Genomic DNA, 17,241 nt, shown 5'->3' on the forward strand with positions numbered 1-17,241 from the left:
TCAGCAGGCATGGCAAGGTGAGACGATGAAGCAGCAAAAGCAACGTTCGGCGGGCACCGCGCGCAGGAACACCTTCCGCGAGGACGAGGACCTGGAGGAGCAGATCGACTTCGGTGACATCAAGCGTATAGGGGCCTATCTGAAGCCCTATCTGCGCCAGGGGGTGATCATCCTTGCGGCGGTCCTGTCCATGAGCGCCATCGCCGTGGCCATTCCCTACATGACCAAGACCATGATCGATACGGTCATCCCCTCCAAGGACCCGGTCCGGCTCTTCACCCTGGGCGCGGTCTTCCTGCTGGCCATCGTGGTCTACGAGCTCCTCCTGCGGTACCGGACCGTGGCCATCACCCAGGTGGGCCAGCTCATGCTCAAGGACATGCGCCGGGACCTCTTCACCCACATCCAGACCCTGCCCTTCTCCTACTTCGATTCCAGACCCCACGGCAAGATCCTGATCAGGGTGGTCAACTACGTCAACACCCTCTCGGATACCCTGAGCTCGGGTCTGATCAACGTGATCGCGGACATCTTCACCTTCCTGCTGACCCTGGTGGTCATGTTCGTCATCGACTGGAGGCTGACCCTCTGGTCCCTGGTCCTCATGCCCCTGCTGGTGCTCTATGTGCTGGTACTCCAGCGATTCCAGCGGCGGGCCTACCAGCGCCTGTCCAACAAGCAGAGCAATCTGAACGCCTACATCCATGAGTCCATCGCAGGGGTCAAGACCACGCAGACCTTCGTCAGGGAGCGCGAGCAATTCCACACCTTCCAGGAGCAGCAGGGGCAGGTTCGTAGCTCCTGGATGCGGGCCGTGCACATCCAGTACCTGATGTGGCCGGGAGTGCAGAACATCTCCACCATCACCATCGCACTGATCTACTATCTGGGGATCACCGGCCTGGGCGGCGTGCAGGTGACCACGGGCATGCTGATCGCCTTTGTCGGCTATGCCAACAACTTCTGGAACCCCATCATCAACATCGGCAACTTCTACAACCAGCTGATCACCTGCTCGGCCTACCTGGAGCGTATCTTCGAGACCCTGGACGTCCACCCGGAGATCGAGGACCGCCCGGGGGCCATGGAGCTGCCGCCGGTCGAGGGCAGGGTGGACTTCAACGACGTGGTATTCAAGTACGAGCCCGGAGGCCGCAACATCCTCAACCTGGTGGACTTCCATGTGCCGGCAGGCAGCACGGTCGCCCTGGTGGGGCCCACGGGTGCCGGCAAGACCACCATCGTCAACCTTCTCTCGCGCTTCTACGACGTGACCGAGGGCAGCGTCTGCGTGGACGGGCATGACGTGCGCGACGTGACCCTGGCCTCCCTGCGCCGGCAGATGGGGGTCATGCTTCAGGACACTTTCATCTTCACCGGCAACGTGCGCGAGAACATCCGCTATGGCCGTCTGGATGCCACCGACCAGCAGATCGAGGAGGCCGCCAAGGCCGTCCACGCCCATGAGTTCATCATGGAGCTGCCCGACGGCTACGATACCAAGGTCGAGGAGCGCGGATCCACCCTCTCCGCAGGTCAACGGCAGCTGATCGCCTTTGCCAGGGTTCTGCTGGCCGACCCCCGCATCCTGATCCTGGACGAGGCGACCAGCAGCATCGACACCCGCACCGAGGAGGCCCTCCAGGCCGGACTGGCCCACCTGCTCAAGGGGCGGACCTCCTTCGTCATCGCCCACCGGTTGTCCACCATCGAGAATGCGGACCAGATCTTCTACATCGATCACGGGCAGATTGTGGAGCACGGCACCCACCAGGAGCTCCTGGCCAAGCGAGGTGCCTACTACCGGCTGCACGAGTCCCAGTATGCCATGATCCGCACTGCCAACGGCGACCAGGCGCAATCGGCACAGCCCGGCGATGATGCGGAACAGGGCAGCCAGGTTCAGCAGGATCCGGCCGCCTCTGCGCGATAGAAGACTGACCTATGCGTCACGGATGGTCCCGACCAGCAGTATTACATCGTTGTAAAATAGCGAGTGACAAGTCAAGACCGACAGGATCGGCAACTAGGGCAAAGGAGCAGATGTTGAGCGACAAGGTTCACAAGGACGTCGAGGGAACCGACCCTTACGGGTATCTGATGGTGCACTTCATCGAAGACCCCCAGGGGTATGCCGAGCGCCTCTACTTCGACCTGTCGCGAGGCGATGACCCTCTGAGCTGGGATCCGCTGTACGGGGGCAGGCCGCTGCTGACCTCGCACCTGGGCACCACCGGCCTGCGGGATCCCTACATGGTGCGTGATCCGCGCAACGGCCGGGTCTATGTCATGGCCACAGATCTACGGGTGTTCGGCGGCGATCGGTCGCAGGGCAGCGGCTGGGATCACTGGTCCCGCCATGGCAGCACCAAGCTGATGATCTGGTCCACCGACGACCTGATTCATTGGTCGGGCCCCTGGCCACTGGATGTGTCCTTGCACCAGGACGGCAGCAAGGTCCCGTTGGGTATGGCCTGGGCGCCGGAGTGCCTATGGGTGCCCGACTATGAGGGGCCGGGACAGGGGGCTTTCGTCCTCTACTGGTCATCCAGGCTCTTTGACCAGGATGATCCTGACCATGCCGATCCGTCCGCCTACGACCGGGTGCTCTGGGGGGCGACCACCGACTTCACCCAGGAGCACTTCCGCTATGGCGGAGTCCTTATCGATACCGGTCGCAATGCCATCGACACCACCATGGTCCAGCGTCCTCTGCCTGGGGGCGGACTGCGCACCTACCGGGCCACCAAGGACAACGGCTATGGCAGGGGCATCTGGCTGGACAGCACCGACGATCCTCGCTGGTGGCTGCCACAGGCCCGGTGGACCACCATCCAGGAGCGGATCGGCGCCAACTGGTGCGCCGACGGCAACCCCTCGGGCGTGGAGGGTCCTGCCCTCTACGCCGATCATGCCCGTAACCGTTGGTACCTGCTGGTGGATGTGATCCCCTCAGTGGGCTACAGGCCCATGGTCAGCGATGATCCGGATGCCGGGTTCGGCTACGCCCGGGAGCAGGACTTCCACCTGCGCCCCCATACCAAGCACGGAGGGGTCCTGTCCCTGACCCGGCAGGAATACGAACGTCTGCGCCCTCTGGCGCAGCAGGACTGAAACAAAGCACTGAGAAAGGAGCACGACATGGACAAGGCCTGGAGACCACCAATGGGGTGGAACAGCTGGGACAGCTACGGGACCACCGTCACCGAGCAGGAGGTGCTTGACAACGCGCGGGTCATGCGCGACAGGCTGCTCCCGGTGGGCTGGGACACGGTCGTCATAGACATCGCCTGGTACGACCCGACCGCCAGGGCCCATGGCTACAACGCCAAGGCGCCTCTGGTCCTGGATGACTATGGCCGGCAGCTGCCGGATCCGGTCCGGTTCCCGTCGGCGGCCGACGGTCAGGGGTTCGCCCCTCTGGCCGCGCGGATCCACGATCTGGGTTTGCGCTTCGGCATCCATGTCATGCGGGGCATCCCCAGGCTGGCGGTCGAGCGGGACCTGCCCGTCCTCGGCACCTCCTATACAGCCGCCCAGGTTGCCGACACCACCCATGTCTGTGCGTGGAATCCCGACAATTACGGTCTGGACCAGTCCCATCCGGGAGCCCAGGCCTGGTACGACGCCCAGGTTGACCAGTTCGCCCGTTGGGGGGTGGACTACCTGAAGGTGGACGATATGCAGGCCCCCTTCATGGACCGGGAGATCGACGCCTACGCCCGGGCTATACGCAAGGCCGAGCAGGCCCATGGGCATTCCATGACCCTCTCCCTGTCACCTGGCACCCGGGTGCCCACCACCCACCTTGGCTTCCTGCGGGATCACGCCCAGCTCTGGCGGATTTCGGACGACCTCTGGGATCGCTGGCAGGACCTTTACGCCCAGTTCGCCCGTCTGGCCCGCTGGGCGCCTCTGCAGAGCACAGGCCACTGGGCTGATGCGGACATGCTGCCTCTTGGGCATATCGGACTGCGGGCCGAGCGGGGCGGGGACCGGTCCAGCCTCCTGACAGCCGACGAGCAGCGCACCATGCTGACCCTTTGGGCCATGGGGCGCTCGCCGTTGATGGTGGGCGGCGACCTTCCCAGCAGCGATGAGGACACCCTGTCGCTGCTGGACAACCCGGCCCTGGAGGAGGTTACCGCCGGTTCGGCCGACAACGGTGAGATCATCCGGGAGCCGGTCGAGGGCGGGGATGAACAAGGCACGAAGACCTTAGGCGAGGAGATCGTCTGGAGAGCCCTGGCCAGCGACTGGGCCGACGGAACCCCCTCGGCCCATGCCGGCGGGGTCTATGCGGCTGTCTTCTGGACCGGGGATCGCCCCCGGCGGGTCAGGACGGCCCTATCCTCCCTGGTGGGTCTGGATAGGGCGGATAGGGCCTGGACCCCGGTCGACCTGTGGCAGGGCCGGGCCACTGAGTCCGCCCAGGTCAGCCTGGAAGGACAGGGTGCCGACCGGGATCTGGTGGCCCTGGTGCCTGCACACGGCGTGGTCTGGGTGGCTCTGGATCCCCGCTGAGGCGATCAGCGCTTGGAGCCCCAGATGCAGACGTTGTTGCCCAGGGCGCTGAAGGTCATGACCTTGCGGTGGTCCTTGTCCCTGGGCAACCGGACGAAGACGCCCTGGTAGGTCACGGTCCCGTCTTCCTCCTGGAGGTCCATGGACAACCGTCCCCGGTCGTCGACCTGCCAGTGGCCCTGGCGCGCTCCGGTCACCTGGCCGCCGGGCTCCAGGCGGATGTCCACGGCCTTGACCACGCCCCGGTATCGGGTGCTGTGAGTGTCGGTCACCTTGCGCGGTCCCTTGAAGAAGATGGTCGGATCATGCTCCACCAGCTCATAGGTGCCGGCCTCGTCCTTGGCGTTGTAAGGGCCGCCGGCCTTGGTGCCCAGATACTCATAGGGGGCAGCCACCAGCCACCCGTCTGCCGTGGGCATCAGCTGCCGGACACGGATCTGATGCTCCTCCTTGCGGTCGGAGAACCTGGTGTGATAGACCACGTAGTCCCGGCCGTCCTTGTCGTGCAGGGCCGTGTTCCCACCCTGCGAGACCTCGATGTCGCCCTTCTTGTCTCCGCTCCACTGGTAGGAGCCCATCAGGCGGATGCCTGTCTCACTGGTCCAGTTGTCGGCCTCGCCGCTGGTGGCGATGGCCGGGTTGCCCCGCTGGTCCAGGTAGGGGCCGGTGATGGAGTCCGAGCGGAACATCCGCATCTGGTAGCCCCCGGTCTGCACCAGCTTGCCGTAGGAGAGGAAGAGGTACCAGTGGCCGTTGGTGTGCAGCAGCGCCGATCCTTCGCCTGAGTTGCCGAAGCCTCCGGCGAGTTTGTGCCCGTAGTAGGCGTCGGACTGGTTGGCCTGGGTGGGGTAGGTGGTGGAGTAGTCGCGCAGCCCGGTCTTGGGGTCCAGGCGGATCATCCAGATGCCGCCGAACCAGGAGCCGAAGCTCATCCACAGGCCACCCTGCCCGTCATCCTTGACACAGGCGTCAATCGCATTGATACCCGTATCCGTGTAGGACTGATAGCGGTCCAGCTCCGGGTCCGAGCCCAGCACCTTGGGAACGTCGGTGCTCATGTAGTTGGCCCGGGTGAAGCCGGAGTAGACCACCGGTCCCACATAAGTCCAGTCGCCGTCCACCCGGTCGGCGGTCAGCAGGACGATGACCGAACGATGCTCGGCCCCGTTCAGGCTCAGGTACATGCACCACTTCTTCATGGTGGCGTTGTAGTAGACATCGGGCGCCCACATGTTGCCGGTCACATCCGGATTGGAGGACTGCTTGGGCCAGTCCTTCCATATCTTGGCAAAGATCTTCTTGTAATCGCGGCTCAGGTTGTTGGTGAAGGGGGTCCAGTTGACCAGATCCGTGCTGCGGGCATAGGCCCGGTGCGAGCCGAAGACGTAGTAGCTCTTGCCGGAGCGAACCACGGAGGGGTCGTGGACCGAGACGCGCTTGGGTTCCTGGGTGGTGGAGGCTTTTGCGCCGCTGGCTGACGGCTGCTGGTTCGAGCAGGCGGCCAAGGCCCCCGACAACAGCATCGCCAGACCCGCCGTCAGGGCAGTCAGGGCCTTCATGGCCCGTCCGGTGCGTTTGGGTCTTCTCATGGTTCCTCGCTTTCCGTGAAGGCAGCCCGATCGACATCGATGACGACCCGTGGCGCATGGCCGACCTTGCCGAGTCGGTTCGGATGAGCGAACAGCCCGGCCTCATCCATGCGGGCATCGGGCGTCGGGGGGACTGACCTCCATGTATAATTTCTATCGTTAGAAACGATAGTCGCCGGCGTTGAAGCCGGCAAGCCGGATGGAAGGAATCGTCATGGGTGAGGATGCTCTGGACGGTGGACGAGAATCTGGGGATGGGGTTGCACTCATGTGCTACACCCGGCATCCCACTGATCGGCAGGAGGCCAACAACGAGGATGTCGCCCTGAGCATGCACCTGGCGCTGCGATCGCGGGCGACCGGCCGTTGGGAGCCCCTGAACGGCGACTACGGCATCTTCTTCGCTGCGGCTGTGCCCACCAAGGCTGTGCCGGATAGCGCCCGTGGCGCCTGCACGGCAGGGGCCGCCCTACCTGGCGAGGCGGCGCCGCAAGAGGGCGGGCACAACCCTGGACTGGACGCTCACCAGGCATCGCAGGCGGCTCAGGAACTGGCGGTGGTTCCAGGGCAGGATCTGATTCTGAAGAGTCTGATTGACCCCTTCCTGCTGCCCCTGAGGGACGGTACCTTCGTCATTCTGGCCACCAGGACGGCCAGGGGTGGCCAGCCGGACGGTTCTCAGGCCGACTCCTTCCTGACGGCTCTTTCCCCGGATCTGTTGACCTATCGACGGCTGCCGCAGGTCCATATCCTGGGAGCCCATGGGGTCCACCGGCCCAGGGCGCGGCTTCTGGACGATGGCCAGGGCTGCCGACTCTACTGGGACGACGACCGCGGGCGGCTGTGCACGGCCACGGTGGACGACCCGACGCAGATGGGCATGGTGGCCGACATGAAGGTCCTGGAGGATGACGATTCCCTGGCCCAGGGTGACCCCCTGCCCCCGGATCGCCGGCGCGCCCTGGAGGAGGACTGCGGTATGAAGGGCATTCTGGCCGGCAATGTGGTGCGGGTCAGCGCCGATTGCGAGCGGGGTCTGCTGGAACGGTTCGGGCGCATCTATAACACCGGCGTGCAGGTGGATCCGGTTCAGGTGTCCCGGGGCGACGGCCTGGAGCCGGTCCGTCAGGTCCAGGCACGGCTCCTCTACAGCGACGGGTCCACCGCCCTGCGCGGGGTGGATTGGGACCAGAGCCAGTTGGACAGTCTGACCAGCGACCTGGCCCAGGGTCGCCTGGATTCTGGAGAGACCAGGCTGATCGGCGGACGGATCCGGCAGACGGCCTACCCGGTCCCCTTCGCCCGGCAGCGTGCTGATCCCTCCATTTTCCGCTGGTCCTGGAGAGGCCAGCGCCTGTTCATGTTCATCGCCACCGAGGATGCGGATGGCAACTGCGTCGACCCCTTGAACGGGCACACGCACATGCCCCTGCGGGTGGCCGACACCATCGAGGGCCTGAGCGATCAGGCCGGCGGCCATGAAAAGGAGGTGGACCTGCTGCGCAGGGGCGATCGCAACAGCGAGGGCCGGGTCATGACCGGCTGCTTCTGGGCCCCGGAGATCCACCTGATCGGCGGCAGGCTCTCCATCCTCTTCATGCCTTGCTTCGATGGTCCGCGGACCAACCCGGACGGGACCGCCAATGATCGGGCCGGAAAGCCGGACATGTGGACGGGCTGCTGCCACATCATGCAGCTGCGCCGCGACGACCAGGGCCGGGATCTGGACCCTCGCCGGCCTGAGAACTGGGACAGCCCCCGACCCATCCTGCGGGCTGACGGCACTCCTCTCAATCCCATCCAGCGCATCAGCCTGGACATGACGGTCCTGCACGATACCGGCCGCTGGTATTACGCCTGGCAGCAGCTGGGATCGGTCTGGATCGCCGCCTTCGACCCGGCCCGCCCCGACCGTCTGACCAGCACGCCACGGCAGATCATCGTCCCCGAGTTCGCCTGGGACAACATGATTGCCGAAGGGCCCAACGCCGTGGTCCACGATGGCCGGATCTTCCTGATCTATTCCGGCTCCCTGGTGGGCATCGACTACACCACCGGACTGGTGACCGCACCGGCCGGAGTCGGGGCCGATCTATGCGATCCCGGCGTGTGGAAGAAGCTGGACTACCCATTACAGAAGTCCGGGAAGTACAATGGCCATTGGCAGCTGGGCACCGGCCACGGTATGTGGTCCCAGGACGAGGACGACACCATGATCTACGTCTTCCATAATGCCGAGCATGATCAGGACCGCTACCTTGGCCGCGACAGTCAGGTAAGGCGGGTACATTGGTCTGCTGAGGGGATGCCCGTATTGGATATGCAGACGGATGAGGAGCTCGACCCCACCCGCGCCACGGTAACCTTGGAGGTCAGGGTCTTATGAGTTTAGCCGCTTCCCCCGGCACAGGACGTGGTTCCACCCCGACCATGAAGGATGTGGCCCAGGCAGCAGGAGTGTCGGTCAAGACCGTCTCCAACGTGGTCAATGACTACGAATTCGTCTCCGAGGCCACCAGAGGCAAGGTCAACAAGGCCATAGAGGAGTTGGGCTACCGGGTCAACGTGCCGGCCAGAAACCTGCGGTTGGGCTACACGGGAATGATCTCCCTGGCCATACCGGATCTGGCCATGCCCTACTTTGCTCAGCTCTCCTCCCTGGTCATCGAGGAGGCCAAGAAACTGGGCATGAGGGTGCTGGTGGAGCCCACCCTCTACTCGCGCGAGGGTGAAATCGAGGCCCTGCACGGTTCCCAGCGATCCATGATCGACGGCCTCATCTACAGCCCCCTGGAGCTGGGCATGGACGACCTGGACCAGCTGCGGGTGGATTACCCCCTGGTGGTCGTGGGGGAGCGGATCTTCAGTGATCAGTTTGATCATGTGGCCACGGAGAACGTGGAGGGAGCCAAGCACGCCACCGCCTATCTGATCAGCACAGGCTGCCGTCGGGTGGCGGTCATCGGCACCCACCCCGGCGAGAAGCTGGGTTCGGCCGCCCTTCGCCTGGAGGGGTACAGACAGGGTCTGGAGGAGGCCGGCCTGGACTACGATCCCCGGCTGGTGGCCCCATCGCGCATGTGGCACCGCATCGACGGGGTCAATGCCATGAACTCCTTGCTGGACCAGGGCATCGTCCCCGACGGTGTGGTGGCCCTGAACGACATGCTGGCGGCAGGGGTCCTGCATTCCATACAAATGCACGGTATGTCGGTGCCGGACGACATCTCGGTCATCGGCTTCGACAATTCGGACGATTCCCAGTATCTGTCGCCCTCGTTGACCAGCATCTCGCCCGGGCTCAAGGCCGTGGCCAGGCTCTCGGTCCGTGTTCTCAAGGACAGGATCAACGGGGTGCAGCCGCTGACTACCAAGGAAGGCGAGCACGTCTTCCGCAAGGTATCCTCCTCGCTGGTGGTCCGCAATTCAACCCGTGCCCTGCCCGGAAACGAAATCGCCGTCTGATTGCTGATGTTCTTTTTCGAGTGTTCCTGGTTTCTTGATTTCTAACGTTGTAATATACTGAAGACGTTCTCGAATGATTTGAGGCGGCATCGGCTGACCATGGAGGCCTGCCGGTCGGAGCGCAGTCGCTCCGATGCCTATATGGAAAGGTGTGAACATGCGTCATCAATCGTCATCAGACGCAGGACGACGAGGTCGAGGAGGGGTTGCAGCGGCGGCCCTCATGGGCATGATACTGGCGGGCGGCACAGTCGCATCCCCAGCCTGGGCGGATCAGTCCCAAGCCGACGGCAGCGCCACAACCAGGATGTCGGCCAGTCAGCCCCAGCCCCTGCTCGGCTACGATTTTTCGGCCCTCGCTCCAGGAGCCAAGGAGGCAGAAAATACCGTCTCAGGCTCATCCTTCGGCCCGGCCCGCATCCTGGACGCCGATGGTCGGCCGACAGGGGCAGTCAAGACCGACGATGCGCTCCTGTTCGATGGAACCACCTATGTCAAACTTCCTGATGACATACTGAGCGGACGCGCCAACGCCACGGTGTCCATCCGCGTGCGCAACGACAGTTTCAACGCCTCAGGCCCCTGGACCTACCTCTGGTCGCTGGGGGGGACAGGCCAGCAGGCCGTCGGCTCCTGGACCGTCTCCACCCACACCTCCCTGTACACCTCCATCACTTCCAAGGCCAACGGCCAGGGCGAGACCTATCTGCCGGCATCCAAGAACCTGCCCGATGACCGCTTCTCCACCTTGACTGCCACCATCGATGGCAAGAACAACATGGTCCGGCTCTACATCAACGGCCTGCAGGTGGCTGAGGGCAAGGCCACGGTCAATCCCGCCGCCTTCGGCGACCACCGCCACAACGTAATCGGCCAGTCCCGATACCCCGGCATAGGCGACGCGCTCTTCCATGGCTCAGTGCAGTCATTCGCCGTCTATCCGCAGGCCCTGGATGCCGACCAGATCGTCGCCACCCTGCCCTCGGAGGACCTGGGGGATCTGATCGACCAGCAGGCCACATCACTGGCGGTCCCTGCAGCCGTGGATGGTGATTTCAACCTGCCGGTCTCAACTAGTGTCGCATCGGTAAGGTGGACCTCTTCGGCTCCCGGAACGGTCAGCGTCAATGCGGCCACGGGCAGGGCGCATGTGGTCCCCGGCAAGCGTGATGTCCCCGTTACGCTGACGGCCCGGCTGCAGGCGAACAGGGCCTCGAGGTCCTCCCTGAAGGCCAAAGCCATCCAGCAGGACTACCGGCTTGTTGTCAGGGGCACCTCCAAGGACGGTCAGAACGCCTACTCGCGCGTCTCCGTACATGACCCCTCCGTGGTCAAGGCCGGAGGGCGCTACTACGTCTTCGGATCGCATCGGGCCTGGGCCCGCAGCACCGACCTCAAGCATTGGGAGCCGTTCACCAACAATCTGAGCCGGGATTACCAGCGCATTCTGGATCCCATCTGGAAGGCATGGCCCAAGCAGTCCTCCAATCCGGACGTGACCGGCAACATGTGGGCGCCCGAGGTCTACTACAACGCCACCATGAAGAAGTGGTGCATGTACCTGAGCCTGAACGGGGGAGGATTCCCCTTCCAGAAGTCGGTCATCGTCCTGCTGACCGCCGACGACATCGAGGGGGACTGGAGCCTGGTGGGACCGGTGGTCTACTCCGGCTTCCAGAAGTCCAACGTGGCGGCCACCGACGTGCCCAAGGTGCTGGGGCCCAATGCCGATCTGTCGCGCTATGCCAGCCTCACGGATACGGGTATCAATGCGATTGACGCCTGTGTCAAGGATGACGGGCAGGGGGGCCTGTGGATGAGCTTCGGCTCCTGGTTCGGCGGCATCTGGATGATTCGCCTGGACCCCAAGACCGGGCTGCGCGACTACTCCACCACCTACCCCACCCAGGCCAACAAGTCCGACGCCTACTACGGGCACAAACTCGCCGGAGGCTTCGGCAACTCAGGCGAAGGCACCGCCCTGGTCCATCAGGGCGACTGGTGGTATCTGATGCTTTCCTACGGCGGACTCGGGCAGACCGGGGGCTACCAGATGCGTGAATTCCGTTCCCGTTCCATCACCGGCCCCTACCTGGACCAGAACGGCAAGCCGGCCGTCTATGGGCGTGCAATGAATGATCTGGATGCCAACCGGGGCCTGCGTATCGACTCCTCCTTCGCCCAGCCCGGACAGGACCAGGTGCTGACCTCCCAGGGGGGCAACGCTCTGTTGGTTGACGACGATCGTGTATTTAACGTTTACCACACACGCTTCGTGCGTGCTGAGGGCAACCTGGAAGAACATCAGGTCCGGGTCAAGCAGATGGTGCAGACCCCTGACGGATGGCTGGTCATGACGCCCTTCGAATACCGGGACTCGGTGGGCAGGGTCTCCGCCAGCCAGGTGGTCGGCGACTACCAGGTGGTGGTCCATGATCCGGTCCGTTACTATGCGGGGTCCGGTCTGTCCAGCCCGGCCATCTACCGGTCGGTGTCAGTGAGCCTGCTGGCCGGCGGTCGGCTGGGCGGCCAGGTGCAGGGCTCCTGGAAGGCGACCGCCGGCAATCTGACCATCAAGGTGGACTCGGCGGATCCGGGCACCCTGTTGCACGGCGTCTATCGGGCCAGGCTGGGCCGACAGCTTGATGAGCAGGGCCATCCGGTCGTCTTCTTCTCAGGGCTGGGCGGCGATGTCTTCACCGATGCCGGTGCCGATGTCTCCAGGGCAGCAGGTGCCGCGGCAATCTGGGGTTCGCGTCCCCTGACCGATGCCAAGGTTCAAGAGGAGGCCGATGGCGATGCCAATCATGCGACTGTTCCCGCCGCGGACCCCACTCCTGCACCCGCAGGTCGGTTCGGCAAGGAAGGCAAGGCCGGTCGCCTGCCCTTGACCGGATCGGCCCTGTCGGCTCCCGTCGCTGCTGCATCTGCGGCACTTGTCCTGGGGCTGGGCGCACTGGTGTTCACCGCCATTCGCCGAGCCCGGGGCTGAACCCGAACGGGCCCGCTGCACAAGCCACCCTCCGCCTTCAACTTCGTTCGCCCGGCGGAGGGTGGCGGCCCGTTAATATTCAACGTTGTATATTGGTCATACAGACCAGTACCTCTGTCTTCGTGATAGGAACACATGATGAGCGCATACCACAATCCCCTGGTACTCCAGCGGGCCGATCCCTGGGTCATCAAGCACAGGGACCTCTACTATTTCACCGCCTCCTACCCGGCCTACGACAGGATCATCCTGCGCGCCGCCGCCAGGCTGGACGACCTGCAGGCCGCCCCTGAGCGCACCATCTGGCGCAAGCACGAGTCCGGTCCCATGAGCAGGTACATCTGGGCGCCCGAACTCCACCGGATCAATGGGGCCTGGTACATCTACTTTGCGGCTGCAGAGGAGGACTTCGGCTCTGCCGATCTGCCCACCCACCGCATGTACGTACTGGAGAATACCGGCGAAGACCCCATGGATGGCGAGTGGACCGAGAAGGGGCAGATCCATACCCCGATCGATTCCTTCTCCCTGGATGCCACCACAACGGTGATCGGGGGCAATCAGTACCTGATCTGGGCCCAGAAGGATCCGGCCATCGAGGGCAATTCCAATCTCTACATCGCCCGTATGGCCGATCCCTGGACGTTGGCCACCGATCCTGTCCTGCTCTCCAAACCCGAATATGACTGGGAATGCATCGATTTCAAGGTCAACGAGGGGCCGGCCGTTCTGCTTCACCAGGGCATGATCTATCTGACCTACTCAGCCTCAGGCACCGGGGTCCCCTACGCAGTGGGCATGCTGACCGCCCGTGAGGATGCCGACCTGCTGGATCCGGCCTCCTGGACCAAGAGCGATCATCCCGTCTTCAAAACGGCTGAGGAGAACCACCAGTACGGGCCCGGCCACAATTGCTTCACGGTCAGCGAGGACGGCAGCCAGGACCTGATGATCTACCATGCCCGTAACTACACGCATATCGAAGGGGACCCACTCTTCGATCCCAACCGCCATGCCAGGGTGGGACTGGTCACCTGGACCGACCATGGCCCGGACTTCGGAAGGCCTCTGCCTGACGATCGGTGGACCCCGACGAGCCGTCGGATCCTGCCTCCCGATGGCAGTCATTGAGGGCATTGCCGGGCCATGCCCGACACGCTTGTACATCGTTGGAGAAGTGAGTATTATATAATTTGCAACGTTAGAAAGATGTCGGTTTACAAAGGCGTGGGCTACGTTCACGTATCTGGGAGCGTGACCAGGCGATGCAAGCCATTGGACCAGATGGGCAGGACATGGTTGTTCCGGTCGTCATCGGTTCCTTTGTAACCGTTGCTTGATGTCGAAAGGACAGAGACAATGAAGGCAATCAGAAAGGCTGCGGTAGCCGCAATCGCGCTTGCCACGCTCAGCACCGTGGGGCTCTCGGCCTGCGGTTCCGGCAGTGGTGGCAAGGATGCCAAGGGCAAGGACGGCGTCACCAACATCGTCATGTGGCACGGATTCTCCGAGGCCGATGGCAAGACTCTGAAGAAGATCGTCGAGAACTTCAACAAGTCGCAGAAGAAGTACCACATCGACGCCCAGCTGCAGCCCTGGAGCACCATCGGCGAGACCATGGTCACCAAGGTCACCTCGGGCGACGGCCCCGACTTCGTCACCACCGGCGCCGACAACGGCCAGGGTTGGTCCATCGACGGCACCTTCCAGTGCGTGCAGGACTTCTATGACGATCCCTCCAACGAGACCAAGAACTACCTGCCCAACGTGACCAAGCAGACCGAGTTCACCATTGATGGCAAGAAGCAGCAGTGCGCGGTCCCCATGGGCTACGCGCCCACCACCGTCTGGTACAACACCGATATGTGGAAGGCTGCCGGTCTGACCGATCAGGACTATCCCAAGACATGGGACCAGCTCCTGGATGTGGCCAAGAAGCTGACCAAGGGTGACGGTTCCCAGTACGGCATGGCCCTGTCCGACTCCGGATGGGCGGCCTTCATGAAGGGCAACGGCACAGGTCTTTACGACACCAAGGGCAAGGTCACCATCAACTCCGAGCAGAACAAGGCCTTCCTGCAGAAAATGCGCGAGTTCTACAAGGGCGGTTACTCCAAGACCGGCATGGATGACACCGCTGCACGCGAGTCCTTCGAGTCCGGCCAGTCCGCCATGGTCATCGTCGGCCCCTGGGAGGACCAGGCAGCCACCGACAAGGGCATCAATCACGATCTGTTCCCCGTGCCCAACGGAGACGGCACCTATGTCTACCCTGACGGCAGGAAGGGCTCCAACACCGGTTCAACCGGCCTGTATTGGTGGGTCACCTCGCAGGTCAAGGACGAGGCCAAGAAGAAGGGCATCTACGCCTTCTTCAAGTACTACAACAACCATGACAATCAGGTCATGTGGTCCCTGGGCTCCGCCTATCCGCCGAACAACAAGACCGTGACCACCGAAGAGCTCTCCAAGCGCCCCCTGATCGCCAAGGTCTCCGAGAACACGGACAACTCCTACATCGGCATCGCCGGCCTCAAGGGCGGCTTCGGGGATATCTCGGCCACCCTGGATTCGGTGACCCAGAACACCGCCCGTACCGACGATGACATTTCCGCCTCGCTGTCCAAAGCCTCCAACAAGATCCAGAAGTATCTGGACGAGTACAAGGCTGAGGACTGATTGACCATCCACCCCTGAGGAGCCGGTCTGGCGGCCAGTAGTGCCGCCGACCGGTCTCCTCATGGCTGACCGTCGCCCGGGCCCGGCGTCCGGGCGGCACTTTGGAGTACTTATGTCCACTACCACTGGGATCCCACCCGCGCAGGGCGCCGACGCGGTCATCAAGGACAACAAGAAAACCCTTTCAAGGCGCAATATCCGGATTGGGCTGAGCTTCATAGCCCCGGCCCTGATCGTCCTGTCGGTCTTCGTCTTTTACCCGACCATCAAGACCTTCTTCACCTCGCTGACTACAGACCGCATCAACCGCAAGGGCATCTTTGTCGGTCTGCACAACTATGCCGAGCTTTTCACGAACGCGGACTTCTGGACCGACTTCCGCAACACGGTCATCTACGCGGTCGCCTACGCGCCGCTGGTGGTCATCGTGGCCCTGGCTTTCGCCCTGTTGCTCAACCGCAAGGACATCAAGGGGGTCGGTTTCTTCCGCACCTGCCTGTTCATGCCCTACATCATCTCGCTGACTGTGGCCTCCATAGCCTGGAGCTTCATCCTCTCGCCCTCCCTGGGTCTTATACCTTATTGGGGCAAGGTGCTCTTCGGCATCCAGCACATGGATCTGCTGGGAACCAAGTCCACGGCCTTGGCCACCATCATCTTCATCACCGTCTGGAAGAACTTCGGCTATTTCATGGTCATTTTCCTGGCCGGTCTGCAGGGGATCAACCCGGACCTGTACGAGGCGGCCTCCCTGGATGGGGCCAACGCCTGGCAGCGCTTCCTGCACATCACCCTGCCCGGTCTGCTGCCCACCTTCAACTACGTAGTCATCTTCGGACTGATCGGATCCTTCCAGGTCTTCGACCAGGTCTTCATCCTGACCTCCGGAGGCCCCGACCGCGCCACGGAGACCATCGTCTACCGTATCTACACCGAGGCCTTCGGCAACGGCAAGATGGGCTATGCATCCGCCCTGTCCTATGTCCTGCTGATCATGACGCTGATCATCGGTGTCATCCAGCTGGTATGGAACAACAAGCATGAGAAGGAGGAAATCGGATGAGCCAGTCGACTCCTACCGCAATCGAGCACGATAAGCTGCTCAGGAGGGCCCATGCCAGGCACATGGTGGCCAGGGTCCTGACCTACTTCCTGCTGATCCTGATGACGGTGATCATCATCTTCCCCTTGTTGATTGTGCTGATCACCTCCTTCACACCCAACAAGCTGACCCAGACCTGGCCGCCCAAGGTGATTCCCTCCTCATTCACCCTGGACAACTACACCTCGCTCTTCCAGCGGATGCCCATCGGCAAGCAGCTGATGAACACGGTGATATTCGCCGGAGCCGTGACGGTCTTCTCGGTCTTCTTCGACTCCCTGGCCGCCTACGGGCTCTCCAGGATCGACTTCAAGGGGCGCGGCTTCCTGCTGGGAATCCTGATCGCCACCATGATGATTCCTGCCATGGCCCTGCTGATCCCGGTCTACAAGCTGCTGGCAAGCATGGGTCTGGTCAACTCCTACTGGGGCATCATCATCCCCAGGCTGGCTGATGTGGGCGGCATCTTCCTGCTGCGGCAGTTCTTCATCTCCCTGCCCAAGGATCTGGACAACGCGGCCCGCATCGACGGTGCCGGTGAGTTCCGCATCTTCTGGCAGATCATCCTGCCTAACGCCAAGTCCGCGGTGCTGGTGGTGACCATGTTCAACTTCATGGGCAACTGGAACGACCTGCTCTGGCCATTGATCATGACCAGCCGCCCGGAGACCAGGACCATCACCGCCGGTCTGGCCATGCTGACCGGCCATGGCTCATCGGTCACGCCTTACGGCGTGGTCATGGCAGGCGCCCTGATCTCGGCGCTGCCTCTGCTGATCGTCTTCTTCTTCATTCAGAAGAGCTTCGTGCAGGGCATCGCCATGACGGGCATCAAGTGAGCGACGAGGCAGACATCATCGGCACCAGGTACAGGGCCCGTTGAGGGATGG

Annotated in this window: 11 protein-coding genes; 10 read left to right on the forward strand and 1 reads right to left on the reverse strand. The window is 63.0% G+C overall.

Going from position 1 to position 17,241, the window contains the following annotated elements:
- The first annotated feature begins 25 nt into the window (after positions 1–25).
- The 3 genes from H3S97_RS06450 (at position 26) to H3S97_RS06460 (ending at position 4,524) form a co-directional block, all read left to right on the forward strand.
- Positions 26–1,933, forward strand: a complete 1,908-nt coding sequence (locus H3S97_RS06450) for an ABC transporter ATP-binding protein (RefSeq protein ID WP_198220047.1) — start codon at positions 26–28, stop codon at positions 1,931–1,933.
- A gap of 110 nt (positions 1,934–2,043) precedes the next feature.
- Positions 2,044–3,114: a glycoside hydrolase family 43 protein gene (locus H3S97_RS06455; protein ID WP_198220048.1), complete on the forward strand. Its 1,071-nt coding sequence runs from the start codon at positions 2,044–2,046 to the stop codon at positions 3,112–3,114.
- Between the two features lie 51 nt (positions 3,115–3,165).
- Entirely contained in the window at positions 3,166–4,524 is a 1,359-nt protein-coding gene (locus tag H3S97_RS06460) for a glycoside hydrolase family 27 protein (RefSeq protein ID WP_198220119.1), read from the forward strand.
- Positions 4,525–4,529: 5 nt separating this feature from the next.
- Here the strand turns inward: H3S97_RS06460 and H3S97_RS06465 are convergent, their stop codons facing one another.
- Positions 4,530–6,113, reverse strand: coding sequence for a glycoside hydrolase family 43 protein (locus H3S97_RS06465; protein ID WP_198220049.1), 1,584 nt, complete (start codon positions 6,111–6,113; stop codon positions 4,530–4,532).
- A 214-nt stretch (positions 6,114–6,327) separates the two neighbouring features.
- On the opposite strand from H3S97_RS06465, the gene H3S97_RS06470 reads away from it, so the two are divergent.
- The 7 genes from H3S97_RS06470 (at position 6,328) to H3S97_RS06500 (ending at position 17,190) form a co-directional block, all read left to right on the forward strand.
- On the forward strand, positions 6,328–8,499 hold the full coding sequence (locus H3S97_RS06470; RefSeq protein ID WP_198220050.1) for a family 43 glycosylhydrolase: 2,172 nt from the start codon (positions 6,328–6,330) through the stop codon (positions 8,497–8,499).
- On the forward strand, positions 8,496–9,578 hold the full coding sequence (locus H3S97_RS06475) for a LacI family DNA-binding transcriptional regulator (protein WP_198176937.1): 1,083 nt from the start codon (positions 8,496–8,498) through the stop codon (positions 9,576–9,578). Before H3S97_RS06470 ends, H3S97_RS06475 begins: the two co-directional genes overlap by 4 nt.
- 157 nt (positions 9,579–9,735) lie before the next feature.
- The gene (locus H3S97_RS06480; protein WP_198220051.1) at positions 9,736–12,570 is read left to right on the forward strand and encodes a family 43 glycosylhydrolase; all 2,835 of its coding nucleotides are present in this window, start codon (positions 9,736–9,738) and stop codon (positions 12,568–12,570) included.
- 138 nt (positions 12,571–12,708) lie between these two features.
- A complete protein-coding gene (locus H3S97_RS06485) occupies positions 12,709–13,701 on the forward strand; it encodes a glycoside hydrolase family 43 protein (protein ID WP_198220052.1) in 993 nt (330 codons plus the stop codon).
- A gap of 228 nt (positions 13,702–13,929) precedes the next feature.
- On the forward strand, positions 13,930–15,249 hold the full coding sequence (locus H3S97_RS06490) for an ABC transporter substrate-binding protein (protein WP_045934945.1): 1,320 nt from the start codon (positions 13,930–13,932) through the stop codon (positions 15,247–15,249).
- A gap of 112 nt (positions 15,250–15,361) precedes the next feature.
- Positions 15,362–16,312: a carbohydrate ABC transporter permease gene (locus H3S97_RS06495; protein ID WP_045934946.1), complete on the forward strand. Its 951-nt coding sequence runs from the start codon at positions 15,362–15,364 to the stop codon at positions 16,310–16,312.
- Entirely contained in the window at positions 16,309–17,190 is an 882-nt protein-coding gene (locus H3S97_RS06500; RefSeq protein WP_052690653.1) for a carbohydrate ABC transporter permease, read from the forward strand. The genes H3S97_RS06495 and H3S97_RS06500 overlap by 4 nt, the downstream gene beginning before the upstream one ends.
- Positions 17,191–17,241 lie beyond the last annotated feature (51 nt).

Origin of the sequence: Bifidobacterium choladohabitans (assembly GCF_016102005.1) — a bacterium.
GTDB lineage: Bacteria > Actinomycetota > Actinomycetes > Actinomycetales > Bifidobacteriaceae > Bombiscardovia > Bombiscardovia choladohabitans.

Coding starts and splice junctions, on each gene's coding strand:
- H3S97_RS06450 (WP_198220047.1), top strand. CDS start 26: ATGAAGCAGCAAAAGCAACGTTCGGCGGGCACCGCGCGCAGGAACACC.
- H3S97_RS06455 (WP_198220048.1), top strand. CDS start 2,044: ATGTTGAGCGACAAGGTTCACAAGGACGTCGAGGGAACCGACCCTTAC.
- H3S97_RS06460 (WP_198220119.1), top strand. CDS start 3,166: ATGGGGTGGAACAGCTGGGACAGCTACGGGACCACCGTCACCGAGCAG.
- H3S97_RS06465 (WP_198220049.1), bottom strand. CDS start 6,113: ATGAGAAGACCCAAACGCACCGGACGGGCCATGAAGGCCCTGACTGCC.
- H3S97_RS06470 (WP_198220050.1), top strand. CDS start 6,328: ATGGGTGAGGATGCTCTGGACGGTGGACGAGAATCTGGGGATGGGGTT.
- H3S97_RS06475 (WP_198176937.1), top strand. CDS start 8,496: ATGAGTTTAGCCGCTTCCCCCGGCACAGGACGTGGTTCCACCCCGACC.
- H3S97_RS06480 (WP_198220051.1), top strand. CDS start 9,736: ATGCGTCATCAATCGTCATCAGACGCAGGACGACGAGGTCGAGGAGGG.
- H3S97_RS06485 (WP_198220052.1), top strand. CDS start 12,709: ATGAGCGCATACCACAATCCCCTGGTACTCCAGCGGGCCGATCCCTGG.
- H3S97_RS06490 (WP_045934945.1), top strand. CDS start 13,930: ATGAAGGCAATCAGAAAGGCTGCGGTAGCCGCAATCGCGCTTGCCACG.
- H3S97_RS06495 (WP_045934946.1), top strand. CDS start 15,362: ATGTCCACTACCACTGGGATCCCACCCGCGCAGGGCGCCGACGCGGTC.
- H3S97_RS06500 (WP_052690653.1), top strand. CDS start 16,309: ATGAGCCAGTCGACTCCTACCGCAATCGAGCACGATAAGCTGCTCAGG.